This is a genomic window from Marinospirillum celere (assembly GCF_900112235.1).
GTDB lineage: Bacteria > Pseudomonadota > Gammaproteobacteria > Pseudomonadales > Halomonadaceae > Marinospirillum > Marinospirillum celere.
Genome location: NZ_FOLH01000008.1, coordinates 1 through 17,952, shown reverse-complemented (window position 1 = coordinate 17,952; position 17,952 = coordinate 1). Strand labels below are relative to the sequence as shown.

The window sequence follows — 17,952 nt, the reverse complement described above, 5'->3', positions numbered from 1 at the left end:
ATTAACAAAGGTTTAAACCTCTTAACATTCGGCTAACAGATGCCAATAAAAACAAGAGGTTAGCCTTGCCGCTCCGAGTCAACTGGGATGAGTCTGCCAAGCCACCAAAGCTATTCATTGCTTGCTGCCACTTTTGTGGTTCGGCATTGGCTGATTGTTATCTGGCTACCGGGTTGTCTGGTTATTTTTTTACCCGCTGCTTTGGCTGAAACAGCAGATCCTCAATTCGCTCCAGGTATTGTGCGCCCTGACATTCAAGCGCCCAGGCTGCCCCCTCAACCTCCGGCCTCAGTTCTTGAAATACCACCGTTGGTTGAACGCCCTTTTGCTGAAGAAGCTGGCGAGCGTGTTGAGGTTAAACGCTTCCGCCTGGAAGATGCGCGGGACTTGCCAGAGCACAACATCTCTCTTGATGAACTGGAAACCCTGCTTGAAGAGGCTCGTGCTGACAGACCGGATGGTTTCACCATTGGCCAACTGGAAAGAGTTGCCGATAAGGTAACCAACTATTATAGAAGCCGCGGACTGATTCTGGCCAAGGCAGTCATTCCTGTCCAAACCGTTGATGAAGGCCTGGTCACCATTCAAGTGATCGAGGGTAAGCTGGGCAGAGTGCTTGGAGAAGGCAACGAGCTTTATTCCACTGCAACCTTGGCGCGTGCCTTTGGTGACCTGAAAGGCCAGCCAGTCAGTCAAGCTGAAGCAGAATCAGGCTTGTTGATTTTGACCGATTTTCCAGGCCTAGCCGCTTTTGGGATGTTTCAACCCGGACAAAGAGTGGGTGAAGCTGACTTGCTAATTCGTGTGCCCAATGAGGATCGCTTCAACTTTGACTTAAGGGCAGACAATCACGGCAGTGATACTACAGGCGAGTATCGAACACGTGGAACCCTGCGCTGGAATAACGTTACCGGCAATGCTGACCGCTTAACCGTCACCGCCCAGCAAAGCTTTGAGCCGATGAATAGCCAGTTCGGTTCACTGGATTACCATGTGATTCTCAATCGTCAGTGGCAGGCTGGTGCCAATCTTAGCTACAACCAATTTGATGTGGGTGGCGAGTTTGCCAATTTGGATATTTCCGGTAATTCAACCAGTGCCAGCCTTTACACTGACCGCATCTGGTTACGCAGCCGAGAAAGAAACTTTTCAACCCGTATAGGCATTAATTTTCGTGAAGCCATTACCGAGCGTAATGGAGACAGCACTAACGAAGACCGGCTGACTTATTTTAAAATCAGCTTAAATTACGATTCTGTTGATACACGCTTGAGTGGCCTCAACTATGCCGGCCTGGAGCTATCTCAGGGCCTGAATGACTTTCTGGGTTCCATGGGTACCAGTGACAGTAGCTATGACCTACCTCAAGGCGAAAGACCCAGTCGCCGGGGTGCGACTCAATCAGGCGGGCGTCTACCTTTTGCAGAGGGCCAGTTCACCAAGCTGCTGGCTTTTTATTCCCGGCTACAAAACCTGACCAGCAACTCATCCCTACTGCTACGTACTGAGTTGCAATACTCACCTGACCTTCTTGTTCCTATGGAGCAGTACGCAGTTGGTGGTGCCGATCATTTACGTGGTTTTCCTTCTTCTTGGACCATGTATGATTCCGGCGCTCTGCTATCTTTAGAATATATTCTGCAGGCCCCTTTCATTGGCGACCGCCAAGCCTATGATGAGTGGCGTTGGCGCGACCTGCTGCAGTTTTCCATTTTTTATGACCACGCCTATGGTGAAAAGAATGACCCCTTTCCCAATGAACCCCAAGGGCTGTATCAGTTGAGCAGCCTGGGCATGGGTACTCGGTTAAATCTGCCGAATCAACTCAGCTCCCGGCTGCAAATCGCTGTTCCGGTAATTGATGAAAGTGATAACGATGACGAAGAAAGCGCGCAAGTCTGGTTCGACATCACCTATCATTTCTGAGCTGCACAAGCTCGCACCCACAGCCCTGGCCGCTGCTTTGCTGGCCCTGGGGGGAACCTCTGCGCTTGCCGGTCCTAGTGGCGGAAACGTTGTTGGCGGGGAAGGCAACATTAGTAAGCCTGATTCCAATACGACCAATATCCATCAGCACTCTGACCGACTGGCAATTGAATGGGACAGCTTCAACGTCAAAAAGGGACAGAGCGTCAACTTTTATCAACCTTCCTCAAGCTCTTTCGTTCTCAACCAAATCCTGGATGCCAATGCCAGTGTGATTCGTGGGCAGATCAATGCCAATGGCAATGTGGTTCTGGTTAATCCCAATGGTCTCCACTTTACTGATACAGCCACTCTGAATGTCGGTTCTCTGATAGCTTCCGGCCACAGCCTGTCTGTGGATGACTTCATGGATGGCTACCTGCAGTTCCAACGGGAGCAGGATAAAAGTGGCCGTGTAATCAACCAGGGCACTATTAATGCAGCGACTGGCGGCAGTGTGACCCTCTTGGGCAGCAGTGTTGAGAACTCAGGGCAAATCTATGCCCAGGCTGGCCGTATCCATCTGGCTGTAGGCGAGCGCATCACCGTGGATTTTGATGGCGACGGCCTGATGCGCTTTGCCGTAGATAAAGCTCTGCTGGAGAATATTGAAGGCCTGGATGCTGCGATCAAAAACACCGGTACTCTGGAAGCCAATGGCGGCCATATCGTTATGGATGGCCGAATTGCTCAGGATATCTTCTCTCAGGTCGTCAATAACGAAGGCATCGTTAAAGCAGGCCGCATTGAAAATAATGGCGGCAGTATTCGCCTGGTGGGCAGTGGCGGCAGTGACAGTTCGGTGGTTAACACCGGGCAATTGGATGCTTCCGCCCAGGATGCACACAGCGATGGCGGCCAGATTACCCTAAACGCCCAAGACTCTACCCTTCTGGTCAGCGGCGACAGTCATCTTGATGCTACTTCACAAAACCAGCAGGGTGGCCAAATTCATCTGTTTGGCGAGAATATTGGCCTTTCCGGCAACACTCAAGTGAATGTCAGTGGAGCCAGCGACGGCGGTGAAATTCTGGTTGGTGGTGACCTGCAAGGTAAAAACCCTGACATCCCCAATGCCCAGCGTGTCGTCGTCACCAGTGGCGTTCACCTCAAGGCCGATGCGACTGATAACGGCGATGGCGGACGCATTATCACCTGGGCCGACGACTGGACTCGTTTCTCCGGCAGTCTCTCAGCCCGTGGTGGAGAAAAGGGCGGTGATGGCGGTTTTGCTGAAGTTTCCGGGAAAAAGAACCTGTCCTATTCAGGCATGGCTGACTTAAGAGCCCCAAAAGGAAAAACCGGGACGCTGTTGTTGGATCCGGAGAATATCACCATAGTAGATGCAAGCGATGGAGATAGCGACCAGGATGACCAGCTATCACCTGATCCAGAAGTTTTGTTTGCAGAAGATGATGATGGGGCTGTCGATTACACAATCTCCAATGCAACAATCAACAAACAAACTGCTGACGTCATCCTCCAGGCAACTAATGACATCGATGTTAATGCCGCCATCAGCATGGAAAACGAAAATGTCGGGTTAACCTTCCAGGCTGGAAACGACATTACTATAAATGCCTCCATTGTGACTCAAGGCGGGCACATCCACCTGGAAGCAGACTCGCCACACTCCACAACTGGTGGCGGCAGTGGCGATGGTGATATAACCATCACAAGCAATGGTAGCTTAACAACTAATGGCGGCACTGCCACCGGTGCAAACATAACTCTGATTTTTGGTGATCAGCTGCGTACAGAAGGTGATATTAATGCAGGTGACGGGGATATCTTCGCTGCTCATTCTACAAATGACCGAACTCTTAACTTTAGAAATAACAACCAAGGACATATCCGCTCCGACCAGCTTCATCGGTTTAATACCAACGGCACCCTCACTTTAGGCCGAGCAATAACTGCGGGTGCAGATGGAACAGGTGCTGGTGACACCCTTACCGCGCAAGACATCACAGTTAATAACAACGATTTTAAGCCTTCTACTGCAAATGCCAACACCTACCACCTACTAGCCAGTGATTCCATTGATATTGGTGGAAATGATCTTGATGTTGAAGGCTCGGCTTTGATCCTGGAAACCACTTCAAATGCCAACGGTGGACATATCACCGGTTCCGGCGAGGTGGCTGCAGAAGCCATTAAACTTCTTGCCGCTGGCAACTTTACAATCAGTGGAGCCATCACTGGAAACTCAATTCTTCTCGAGGCTGGTGGCAATATCGGGGAGGACTCTACTACTCGCATCACTACCAACACCAATAGCTTAACTGCTCTTGCTGGCAACTCTGCCTGGATCACTAACACTGGCTCAGATGAAGCCACCCTTGCCGGCTCTGCTGGCAGCACCTTTGATGTTGTGCATAGTGGAAGCAATCTCAGTATTGGTAGTGGAGCCGATGCAGCAGATGACCCCGTCAATGGTATTAATGCCGAGGCCATTGAAGTTACAGTGACAGGCGCGAATAACTTAACCGTTGATCAAGCCGTTACCGCCACCAACGGGGCAATTGCACTTAGCTCTGAACAAGACCTCAATATCAATCAGGCTCTCCAAGCTACTAGCAACCTCAACCTCTCAGCCACAGGTGATATTACAACCACCACCGATGGCACTATCAGCTCAACCACCGCAGGTGATGTTAGTTTATCGGGTGCCAACCTCACCTTGGCCTCCAACCTGAGTACAACAGACGGTGATATCTCGCTCACTGCCACTAATGCTCTCGCCCTGAATGACGGCGCAATTACAGCCGTTGATGCTAGTGGCGATGAAAGCCGGATTGAACTTAATGCTGCCACCATCACTCAGGATGTAGCTCACGATGGTCTAATTGCCGATCAGCTGAAAGTTACTTCAACTACTGCAGGTGATATTACTCTAGATAACAGCAACAACAATGTAGGAGTTCTGGCAGCTGATATCACTGACGGCGATCTGACTTTTACTAATTCAGCGGGTTTGGAGCTGGGTAGTGTGGGTGCAACGAGTGGCATCAAGGCAGACGCTTTTGAGCTAATTCTGGATTCTGGTGACCTCAGCATCACTCAGATGGTAACCGTTGACAGCTTGATATGGAGTATCTCTGGCGGTGTCACTCTATCCAACGAATTAACAGCCGCCACATCTACAGAAGAAAACATCAATATTACTGCTGGCGGAAGCTTCATTACCGATAATTCCAGCTCAATCATCACTTCCAACGGTGGTGATATTAGCCTGACAGCCAGTAGCTTTGATCTTCAGCTAGGTGAAATCAACGCTGACACAGGTGGCTTAAAGCTAGAAGCCATCAGCGATACGAACGCTAGCAGCGCAATCACTCAAGATGGTGGACATGGCGGAATAACAGCATCCTCTTTATTGATTATCCTTGCAGGCAATGGAACCAACAGAAGCGTCAATTTAGGCAACAGCAACAACACCATAGGCCGCTTGGCCGGAAAGGCAGAAGATGATGGTTCAATTGGAGAGTTTCGACTTACCAGTAATACCAGCTTAACTATTGATGAACTGGATAGCGTCCAAGGAATCACCACTTTTGGTGACATTTTTCTGGAAACAACAGGTTCAGCCGATTTAATTATTGACCATCAACTAGAATCAACCGACGGCAGCCTACAAGCTACCACCGCAGATGGAAGTATCAAACTGGCGGCAAACATCAGCACCGCAACAACTCAAATCTACTCAGGCGCTGTAACCCTAGAGGAAAACACCACCTTCACCGCAGATGATGGTGGCACACTAGCGCTGATTACTTTTGAAGAGACGATTAATTCCAGTGCAGGTGATGGGCGTACCCTAACTCTAGTTGGTAATGCTCAATTTGATGAAGCGGTTGGTGGTGCTACTGATGGAGAGCTGGGCTCACTGAGTGTGACTGGAACCACTTCTTTGGCGGGCAATATCACCACCTCCGGTATTCAAAATTACACTGGAGCCGTTATCCTCACAGACGATGCCATCTTAGCCACCACTGACAATAATATAACTTTCGGTTCAACCATTGATGGCACTCAGGCACTCACCTTGGATGCCGGTACGGGAACCGTTAGCTTTGCAACTGGTGTTGGTGGCGATGATGCGCTGGACAGTCTGAATATCACAGCCGGCACCATCAACCTTCCTGCCAGTATTGAGACTACAGGCACCCAAACCTACAACGGTGCCGTCATTCTCGAGCAAAACACCACCCTCACCGCAGAGGATGGCGGTACGCTGGCACTGATTACTTTTGCAGGGACAGTTAACTCCAGTGCAACGGATGCGCGCACCCTAACGCTCAATGCCAATGCCCAATTTGATGAAGCGGTTGGTGGTGACGCTGACGGAGAACTGGGCTCACTCAGTGTGACCGGAACCACTTCTTTGGCAGGCAATATCACAACCTCAGGTATTCAGAATTACACCGGAGCCGTCACCCTCACAGATGATGCTATCCTAACAAATTCAGCTAGTGATATTGATTTCGGCTCGACAATTGATGGCGCTCAGGCAATCACCTTGGATGCGGGAACAGCAACCGTTACTTTGGGTGGTGACGTTGGCAGTGCAACTGCACTCACTAGTCTGAATATCACAGCCGACACCATCAACCTTCCTGCCAGCATTGAGACTACAGGCACCCAAACCTACTCAGGTGCTGTGACCCTAGAGCAAAACACCACCCTCACAGCCAATGATGGCGGTACGCTGGGATTGATTACTTTTGCAGGGACAGTTAACTCCAGCACTAATGATGGACATACCCTGGCCCTAGTTGGCAATGCCCAGTTTGATGAAACGGTTGGTGCTGCTACTGATGGAGAACTGGGCTCATTAAGTGTGAGCGGAACCACTTCTTTGGCAGGCAATATCACCACCTCAGGTATTCAGAATTACACCGGAGCCGTCACCCTCACAGATGATGCTATCCTAACAACTTCAGCTAGTGATATTGATTTCGGCTCGACAATTGATGGCGCTCAAGCACTCACTCTGGATGGCGGTACCGCAGCAATTACTTTGAATGGCGATGTTGGTGAAGATACTGCACTCACTAGCCTGAATATCACAGCCGATACCATCAACCTTCCTGCCAGCATTGAGACTACAGGCACCCAAACCTACTCAGGCGCTGTCATTCTAGAACAAGACACCACTCTCACCGCAGAGGATGGCGGTACGCTGGGACTGATTACTTTTGTAGAAACGGTTAACTCCAGCGCAACGAATGAGCGCACCCTAACATTGAATGCCAATGCTCAATTTAATGCCGCCGTTGGTGGTGAAACAGACGGGAAGCTTGGCTCGCTGAGCGTAACCGGTGCCACTTCTTTGGCGGCCAATATCACCACCTTAGGCACTCAGAATTACACTGGCTCCGTTACCCTCGAAGATGATGCCACCCTAGCCACTACTAACAATAATATTGACTTTGGTTCGACGATTGATGGTGCTCACGAACTCACCCTAGACGCGGGTACAGGAACCGTTAGCTTTGCAGCTGGTGTTGGTGGCGACGATGCGCTGGACAGCCTGAATATCACAGCCAGCAGCATCAAACTACCGGCCAACATCACAACCACCGGTGCACAAACCTACAGTGGTGCTGTGACCCTAGAGCAAAACACCACTCTCACCGCAGAGGATGGCGGTACGCTGGGACTGATTACTTTTGCAGAGACGGTTAACTCCAGTGCAGATGATGAACACACCCTGACACTCAATGCCAATGCACAGTTTGATGCCGCCGTTGGTGGCGCTACTGATGGCGAGCTGGGCTCACTGAGTGTGTCTGGAACGACCAGCTTAGCCAGTAATATTACGACTACAAATGCTCAGCAATATACAGGTGCAGTCACTTTAGCAGGTGATTCCACCCTTACTACAGCCAACAGCAACATTGCTTTTGACTCCACTCTTGATGGTAGCCATAACCTGGTACTGACAGCTGGTACTGGAACTGCCACCTTTGGGGATGTTGCTGGAGGAACTAATGAGCTAAACAGCTTGGATGTGACCGCTAGCACCATCAATCTGGGCGGCAATATCACCACCAGTGGTACTCAAAATTACACCGGCGCAGTTAACCTGAATGCCAATGCCACCTTAACAACTTCAGCTAGCGATATTGATTTCAGCTCGACCATTAATGGGGCCCACAGCCTGACACTGGTCGCTGGCACAGGGGCAGTTACCTTTGAAGATGTAGTTGGAAATAATGATGCGCTGGACAGTCTGAATATCACAGCCGACACCATCAGTTTAGGTGGCAGTGTCACAACGACAGGCATCCAAACCTACAAAGGTACTGTGACCCTAGAACAGAACACCACCCTCACGGCAGATGATGGCGGTACGCTGGCACTGATTACTTTTGAAGATACGGTTAATTCCAGTGCAAGTGATGGGCGCACCCTAACTCTAATTGGTAATGCTCAATTTGATGAAGCGGTTGGTGGTGCTACTGATGGAGAGCTGGGCTCACTGAGTGTGACTGGAACCACTTCTTTGGCAGGCAGTATCACCACCCTAGGTACTCAGAATTACACTGGCGCAGTTACCCTCGAAGATGATGCCACCCTAGCCACTACTAACAATAATATTGACTTCGGTTCGACAATTGATGGCACTCAGGCACTCACCTTGGATGCCGGTACAGCAACCGTGACTTGGGGTGGTGACATTGGCAGTGCAACTGCACTCACTAGCCTGAATATCACAGCTGATACCATCAACCTACCAGCCAGCATCACAACCACCGGTGCACAAACCTACTCAGGCGCTGTGACCCTAGAGCAAGACACCGTCCTCACAGCCAATGATGGCGGTACGCTGGCACTGATTACTTTTGAAGAGACGGTTAACTCCAGCGCAACGGATGGGCACACCCTAATACTCAATGCCAATGCACAGTTTGATGAAGCGGTTGGTGGTAGTGCTGACGGAGAGCTGGGTTCGCTGAGTGTGACCGGCACCACTTCTTTGGCAGGCAGTATCACCACCTTAGGTACTCAAAATTACACTGGCGCCGTTACCCTCACAGATGACACCCATTTCACCGCAGCTGACAGCAATATCAGCTTTGGCTCGACGATTGATGGTGATCATGCACTGATTCTGGATGCCGGTACCGCAGCAATTACTTTGAATGACGATGTTGGTGAAGATGCTGAGCTGACTAGTCTGAATGTTACTGCCAGCACCATTAATCTGGGTGGCAAGGTCACAACCACAGGCACTCAAACCTACTCAGGCAGTGTGGTCCTAGAGCAAGACATCACCCTCACAGCAGAGAATGGCGGTACGCTGGCGTTGATTACTTTTGAAGAGGCGGTTAATTCCAGTGCAGGTGATGGGCACACCCTAACTCTAGTTGGTAATGCACAGTTTGATGAGGCCGTTGGTGGTGCTACTGATGGAGAATTGGGCTCATTAAGTGTGTCCGGCGCCACTTCTTTGGCAGCCAATATCACAACCACAGGCACTCAGAATTACACCGGCGAAGTGACCCTGGCGGGCGGCAATAGTGTTCAGGAGCTGACCGGTGCCACGGTGACGTTTGCTAGCAATGTCCTGGCAACCACGGATACCCAAGAAGGTTTGCTGATTACTGGCGACGCTGAGTTTGGCGGTGATATCGGCACTTCAGGGGTTCGACTGCAATCACTGGCAGTCACGGGCACCACTACATTGGGTGGTGGTGTCTTTACCGATAGCACCCAGCAGTATACCGGAGCCCTTACCCTCACAGATGACACTCATCTCACCGCAGTTGACAGCAATATAAGTTTTGGCTCAACGATTGATGGTGATCATGCATTGACTCTGGATACCGGTACCGCAGCAGTTACTTTGGGTGGTGCTCTTGGTGAAGATACTGAGCTGACTAGTCTGAATGTTACTGCCGGCACCATTAATCTGGGTGGCAAGGTCACAACTACCGGCGCACAAACCTACTCAGGTGCTGTCACCCTAGAACAGGACACCACCCTCACTGCAGATGATAGTGGCACTCTCCAACTGATTACTTTTGAAGGTGCGGTTAATTCCAGTGCCGGTGATGGGCGTACCCTAACACTCAATGCTAATGCTCAATTTGATGGGGTCCTTGGCGGTGGTACTGATGGCGAGCTGGGCTCGCTCAATGTGTCCGGAACCACTTCTTTGGCAGGCAGTATCACCACCTTAGGCACTCAGAATTACACTGGCGCCCTTACCCTCGAAGGTAATGCTACCCTAGCCACCACCGACAGCAATATAGATTTTGGCTCGACCCTTGATGGTACCCACAACCTGATACTAGCCACTGGTGATGGGGTAATCATTTTCGAGGATGCTGTTGGAGGAACTGATGAGCTAAGCAGCTTGGATGTGACCGCTAGCACCATCAATCTGGGCGGCAATATGACTACGACCAATGCTCAGAACTATACCGGAGCCGTTAATCTGGATGCTGATATCACACTGGCTACCAGTAACAGCAACATTGGTTTTAGCTCCACAATTGATGGTACTCAAGCACTCACCTTGGATGCGGGAACAGCAACCGTGACCTTGGGTGATGACGTGGGCAGTGCAACTGCACTAACCAGCTTGAATGTTGCTGCCGACATCATCAACGTGGATGGCAATATCACAACTACAGGCACTCAAATCTATTCAGGTGCTGTCATCCTCGAGCAAGACACCACCCTCACAGCCAATGATGGCGGTACGCTGGCACTGATTACTTTTGCAGAGACAGTTAACTCCAGTACTAATGATAGACATACCCTGGCCCTAGCTGGCAATGCCCAGTTTGATGAAGCGGTTGGTGGTGCTACTGATGGAGAACTGGGCTCATTAAGTGTGTCCGGTGCCACCTCTTTGGTGGCCAATATCACCACCACAGGCACTCAGAATTACACTGGTGCTGTTACCCTCGCAGATGACGCCGCCCTATCCACCACCGACAGCAATATAACTTTCGGCTCAACCATTGATGGCACTCATGACCTCACCCTGAATACGGGCACAGGAACTGTTACCTTTGAAGGTGTGGTTGGTGGGGATAATGAATTAAGCAGCCTGGACATTACGGCTAACACCATCAATTTAGGCGGTAATATCACCACCAGCGGCACTCAAAATTACACTGGCGCAGTTAACCTGAATGCCGATGCCACCTTAACAGCTACAGATAGCGATATTGATTTCAACTCAACCATTAATGGCGCTCAGAACCTGACACTGGTCGCTGGTACAGGAGCCATTACTTTTGAAGATGTGGTTGGTGGCGACGATGCGTTGGACAGCCTGAATATCATGGCTAGCAGCATCAGCCTTCCTGCCAACATTGAGACTACAGGCACTCAAACCTACGACGGTGCCGTCATTCTTGAACAAGACACCACTCTCACCGCAGAGGATGGCGGTACGCTGGGATTGATTACTTTTGCAAAGACAGTTAACTCCAACGCAACGGATGGGCACACCCTGGCCCTAGTTGGCAATGCTCAATTTAATGCCGCCGTTGGTGGTGAAGCTGATGGCGAGCTGGGTTCTCTGAGTGTGTCTGGAACCACTTCTTTGACAGGTAATATCACTACCACAGGTATTCAGGGTTACAGCGGCGATGTGACCCTGGCGGGCGGCAATACCATTCAAGAGTTAACCGGCTCTACCATTATTTTTGACAGTAATGTATTAGCCACCACCAACACTGAAGAAGGTTTACTGATCACTGGTAATGCTGAGTTTGGCAGTGATGTCGGCGCTTCAGGAATTCAACTCCAATCCTTGGCAGTCACCGGTACTACCTCATTAGCTGGCAATGTCTTTACCGATGGCGCCCAGCAGTATACCGGAGCCGTCACCCTGACAGGCGGCAATAGGACTCATGAGATAGCTGGCTCTAGCGTTACTTTTGAAAGTAATGTGTTAGCTACCACCAACGCTGAAGAAGGCTTGTTGATTACCGGCAATGCTGAGTTTGGCGGTGATACCGGCACTTTAGGAATTCAACTTCAATCCTTGGCAGTCACCGGTACTACTTCGTTAGCTGGCGATGTCTTTACCGATGGCACCCAGCAGTATACCGGAGCCGTTACTCTCACAGGTGACGCCCAACTCACCGCAGCTAACAGCAATATCAGTTTTGGCGCGACCATTGATGGCGCTCAAGTACTGACTCTGGATGCCGGTACCGCAGCGGTTACTTTGGATGGTGCTCTTGGTGGAGATACTGAACTGGCCAATCTGGATGTTACCGCCAACACCATCAATTTAGGCGGTCATATCACCACTGCAGGAACTCAGAATTACACCGGCGCAGTTAACCTGAATGCCGATACCACCTTAACAACTACAGATAGCGATATTGATTTCAGCTCGACCATCAATGGTACTCACAGCCTGACGCTGGTCGCTGGCACGGGGGCAGTTACCTTTGAAAGTGTTATTGGTAGTGACGATGCTCTAACCAGTCTGGAGGTTATAGCTAGCACCATCAATTTAGGCGGCCATATCACCACTGCGGGAACTCAGAATTACACCGGCGCAGTTAACTTGAATACTGATGCCACCCTAACCACGACCAACAGTGATATTGAGTTTAGCGCGACGATTGATGGCGACCAGTCACTTACTTTGGATGTTGGCACAGCAACAACTTCTTTGAGTGGCGCTCTAGGTAGTAACACTGAACTAAACAGCCTGAATATTACTGCCAACACTATCAACTTAGGCGACAATATCACCACTGCAGGAACTCAGAACTACACTGGTGCGATTAGCCTGAATACTGATATTGCCCTGATTACAACCAACAGTGCTATTGAGTTCAGCTCCACGATTGATGGTAATCATGCGCTGACTCTGAATACAGGTACGGCAACAGTGGCTCTGGGTGATGACGTTGGCAGTGCAGCTGCACTCACCAACCTGAATATCACGGCTGATACCATCAACCTTCCTGCCAGCATTGAGACCACAGACACCCAAACCTACTCAGGTGCTGTCATTCTCGAGCAAGACACCACCCTGACTGCTGATGATGGTGACACTCTCCAACTAATTACTTTTGAAGATACGGTTAATTCCAGTGCAGGTGATGGGCGCACCTTAACACTCAATGCCAATGCACAGTTTGATGCCGCCGTTGGTGGTAGTGCTAACGGAGAGCTGGGTTCGCTGAGTGTGGCCGGAACCACTTCTTTGGCAGGCAATATCACCACCTCAGGTATTCAGAATTACACTGGTGCTGTTACCCTCGCAGATGACGCCGCCCTATCCACCACCGACAGCAATATAACTTTCGGCTCGACCATCAATGGCACTCACGACCTAACCCTGAACGCGGGTACAGAAACCGCTAGCTTTGCAGGTGTTGTAGGTGGCACTGATGAGTTAAACAGCCTGGATATTACGGCTAGCACTATCAATTTAGGTGGCAATATCACCACCAGCGGTACTCAAAATTACACCGGCGCAGTTAACCTGAATGCTGATGCCACGCTAACAACTTCAGCTAATGATATTGAGTTTAATTCGACTATTGATGGTGACCAGTCACTTGTTTTAAATGCAGGTACAGCCAGGGTGACTCTCGGTGGTGCTCTTGGTGGAAATACCCAACTAACCAATCTGGATATAGCCGCAGACACTATCAGTTTAGGCGGCAATATCACCACAGCTGGAGCTCAGAATTACTCCGGTGCGATTAATCTGGATACTGATATCACCCTAGTCACAACCAATAGCGCTATTGAATTCAACACGACGATTGATGGTAACCAGGCGTTTACACTGGATGCAGGTACTGGAGCGGTTACTTTGGGTGGTATTCTTGGTGGAGATGCCGAACTGGCCAGTCTGGATATTACCGCAGGTACTATCAATTTAGGCGGCAATATCACCACAGGTGGGGCTCAGAACTACACTGGTGCGGTCAACCTGAATACGGACGCAACTCTGGCGACTACCAACAGCAATATAACTTTTGCGTCCACATTGGACGGTGCCCACTTCCTGACTATTGATGCTGGCAATGCTGACCTTTCTTTTCTAGGAGCCGTGGGTGACACCACTCCACTAACAGGTTTGGCTATTACGGCTGGAACCATTGAAGTTGCTGACAAGCTGCAAACCACCGGCAGCCAAACCTACTCAGGTAACTTTACCCTGACTGAAAACACTCAAATTACAACTGATAATGAAGACATTAGTTTCAGCTCTGGTATTTTGGGTCAGGATTACAGTCTGGAGATTATTGCTGGCACAGGTGACATCTCCCTTGAAAAAGCAGAAAACCTTGCCGATTTAACCCTAACTTCCGCTCATAACATCAGCCTTAGCGACGAAATTCAGATCAACTCAGGTGGCACTTTTGAAATCACTTCTGCCTCAGGCTTAACTCAATTAGCAGCAGACACCGAGATTTATGCCGATCATATCCTGATCAGTTCAGCCGTACTTGAATTTGGCAATCAGGTCAGTCTAGATACTTCAGGCCTTGATAATGGATCAGTCAAACTCTTCACTGACAAATTTACCGCCTTGGGTGAATTGGATGTTATTGCTGGCGATACCACTGGTATTGCTTCCTTGGCTGCTCAGGACACTAGCGCCACCATTCTAGTATGCTTGACTGGAGACTGCTCAACAGCCGGAATAAGCGGTGATATTGCTCTCTACACTCTGACCTCAGATATCCAGGTCACTGCCAGCCAAGTCCATATCGGCAGTCAGGAAACAGGTGAAGAACATCAGGGTGATATTGTCCTTCGCAATCTTCAGGTACCTTTTGACTTGGAAGTGACAACCCTGGGCACCGATAAAAACATCACTCTTGAAGGTGGCTACGACAGCACTAGTGGCAGTGGTTCAGATTCGGGTTCGCTGCGTCTTATTGCCGGTAATGGCAGCATCTTACTAAATGGCGATATCGCCACCCACAGCAACTTGGTTTTTGAAGATGCCGTTGTTCTGCAACAGGATATCAACCTAACCAGTAGCCAAGGCAATATTCACTTCCAATCGACTATTGATGCTGCAAATGCAGATACTCAGTCTCTTAACCTTGAAGCCAGCAATGGCAACCTTACTCTTGATGCTGCCGTAGGGGGCACAACCCGCTTAAACAATCTAACCATTGCCGAAGCAGTTGATACCCAGCTAAACAATACCTCTCTGGCCGGCAGCCTAAACCAAGATGCCGGCAGCGGTACAACAACCCTCAGTGGTGCACTTCAGGCCAGCAACATTAGCCTGGAGGTTAATAGCTTGATTCTTGATGGCATCAACCTGGATACCAGTGATGCTAATGGCAATATCAGCCTCTTTATTGATGAGCTTTTAACCATAGGGGTTGGAACAGTCATAGATGCAGGTACGGGTACTGTCAGTCTGGCCACTTCAACAGAAACCAATAGCTTGGAAATATGCAGTGGCACTGCCTGCGAGGCTTTAGGTACTTACGATACTCAATATGATTTAGCTGATCTTTCCATTAATGCTGGAGATATTACTTTTGGCCGAGAAGCACATACGGGCAACATCACTCTTCAAGGCATCGCTTTCGATTATGAAATGAAAGTCCAAAATACAGGGCAAATTTTTGTTGAAGGCGCTCTGGACGGAACGATTGATGGTGCCGGTTCTTTAATTCTGGATGCTGGTACTGAGGGTAGTATTTTACTGAAGGGCAATATTGAAACCAGCGGCATTCAAGAATACCTGTCTGAAGTTCAGCTCAATGGCGACCTGGCTCTAACCACCGACAAAAGCAATATACGCTTTACCAATCTCTTAACCAGTACAAATGGCAACCAGTATGACCTTGAAATCAGTACTGGTTTAAACACTGATAGCGACCCCAGCTGGACTGTCTTTTTTGAAGGCCAGATCAGTGAGATTAACAACCTGATCATTACTCAAGCCGATAATATTAATCTCGGCGGCCAGGTTAACCTTTCAGGCCAGTTTGATATTGAGCAAGCCAGTGGAACACTTGAATTTCAATCCGGTTTATCATTAGTAGCAACCAGCCTTGAATTCAATTCACAAAGAATCGAGTTTGCTGCTGGTGACTCTATTCAGCTTACCACCTTGGATAATGGTAATGTTGAACTAATCACGGATGATTTGTCCATTTCGGGCAACCTGGACATTAACGCAGGTTCAGGAACCATCACACTAGCACCTCAGAATGTCGGCACTGATCTTTTAGTGTGCAGTGGTATCTCCTGCGCCGGAGTTAATGCTGGTGCAGGTGAAGCGCTTTATGATATTGGTAATGAATTTACTTTTAACGAGGATGCAACCTTCCAGGTCGGCCAGGCCAATCACGAAGGCAATATAACTCTTTATGCTTTCACTCCCAGTTATGAGTTCTCTTTATCCAACACCGCTGGAGGCTCTATCACTCTGGAAGGCGCCTTTACCAGTGATCATGATCTAACTCTAAGCTCAGGCAGTGGCGGCATCTATATCAATGATGAAATCAATCTAGCTGCTGGTGGTTCACTGACTGCCATTGCCGACTCTGGTAATGCAAGCATCTACCTTGGAGCAGACATCACCACAAACAGTGCACAGCAAAGCTACACCGGTGCCCTGGTATTGGAAGCGGATAGAAGATTAACCGCCAGTTCAGTCAGCTTTAGTGATGGTATTAGTGGTCAAAACCACGAATTGGTGATTGATGGCAATTGGCTATTCACTGGCACCACTACGGATCTGGCTTCTCTTGAAGTAACCGGTGAAACCACTCTGAATGACAGCATCACTACCTCCGGCAACCAAAACTATGCACAAGAAGTGACGCTATCTGGAGTTTCCAGTTTCACCAGCACCTCTGGCAGCATCACCATGAGTAATGGCCTGGATGCTGATAATCAAGACCTGACCATTGATGGCGACTGGATCTTCCAGGGTTCAGCAATCAACCTGAACAGCCTAACCGTTACTGGCAATGCCGAAATTGGTAGTAGTGTCACTTCCACTCAGGATCAGACTTATCAAGGCACGCTTGCACTGCTCGATAACACCACCCTGGAATCCAACTCGGGCAGTATTAACTTTCAAGGTAATCTACAGGGTAATAATCATAATCTGACCATCCAGGGGCTGCTTGATCTGACTGCCAATCTGGCTGGTGTCGATCTTTTCCAAGTCTCAGGAGCCGCAACGCTTGAAGGCAATCGCACCCTGGAAGCGTCTGCACTCACTTTTGCAGCCAGTGTCACGGGTGATGATAACGACCTGTCTATTGCTGGTGATACCACCTTTAATGGCGCCGTCTCCCAGTTGGGCGCTTTGGTTATTGATGGCACCCTGGATTTGCAGGCCAGTTTAGACGCTGCATCTCTGAGTGTGTCCAATAGCGCCAACCTGGCTGGTGATGTCACTACCACGGGTACGCAAACCTATTCCGGTGCGGTAACGCTTGAAGGTAATCGCACCCTGGAAGCATCTGCACTTACTTTTGCAGCAACTCTAACCGGCGATGATACTGGTGATCTGACTTTGACAGGCAACTGGAATCAACAAGGTCAGGTTACAGACATCCGCAATTTAAGCGTAACTGGAACTTCTACTCTAACAGCGAATGTTACCACCACCGGCAACCAGAATTATCAAAACCAAATCATCCTAGATGCTTCCAACCTGACTCTAGAAGCTAATCAGATTACTCTAAGCGATGGCATTGACGGTCAAAATCACGGACTAGTGATTGATGGCAATTGGCTATTCACCGGCACCACTACGGATCTGGCTTCTCTTGAAGTAACCGGTGAAACCACTCTGAATGACAGCATCACTACCTCTGGCAATCAAAGCTATGGACAAGAAGTGACGCTATCTGGAGTCTCCAGTTTCACCAGCACCTCTGGCAGCATTACCATGAGCAATGGCCTGGATGCTGATAATCAAGACCTGACCATTGATGGCGACTGGATCTTCCAGGGTTCAGCAATCAACCTGAACAGCCTAACCGTTACTGG

Annotated in this window: 2 protein-coding genes; both read left to right on the top strand. The window is 49.5% G+C overall.

Going from position 1 to position 17,952, the window contains the following annotated elements; all coding sequences use genetic code 11:
* Positions 1-87 precede the first annotated feature (87 nt).
* Complete coding sequence (locus tag BM185_RS14010) at positions 88-1,926, top strand: ShlB/FhaC/HecB family hemolysin secretion/activation protein (protein WP_091965049.1); 1,839 nt, start codon at positions 88-90, stop codon at positions 1,924-1,926.
* The coding region (locus BM185_RS14005; RefSeq protein WP_091965047.1) for a two-partner secretion domain-containing protein at positions 1,877-17,952 on the top strand (16,076 nt) is incomplete at its 3' end. The genes BM185_RS14010 and BM185_RS14005, both read left to right, overlap by 50 nt.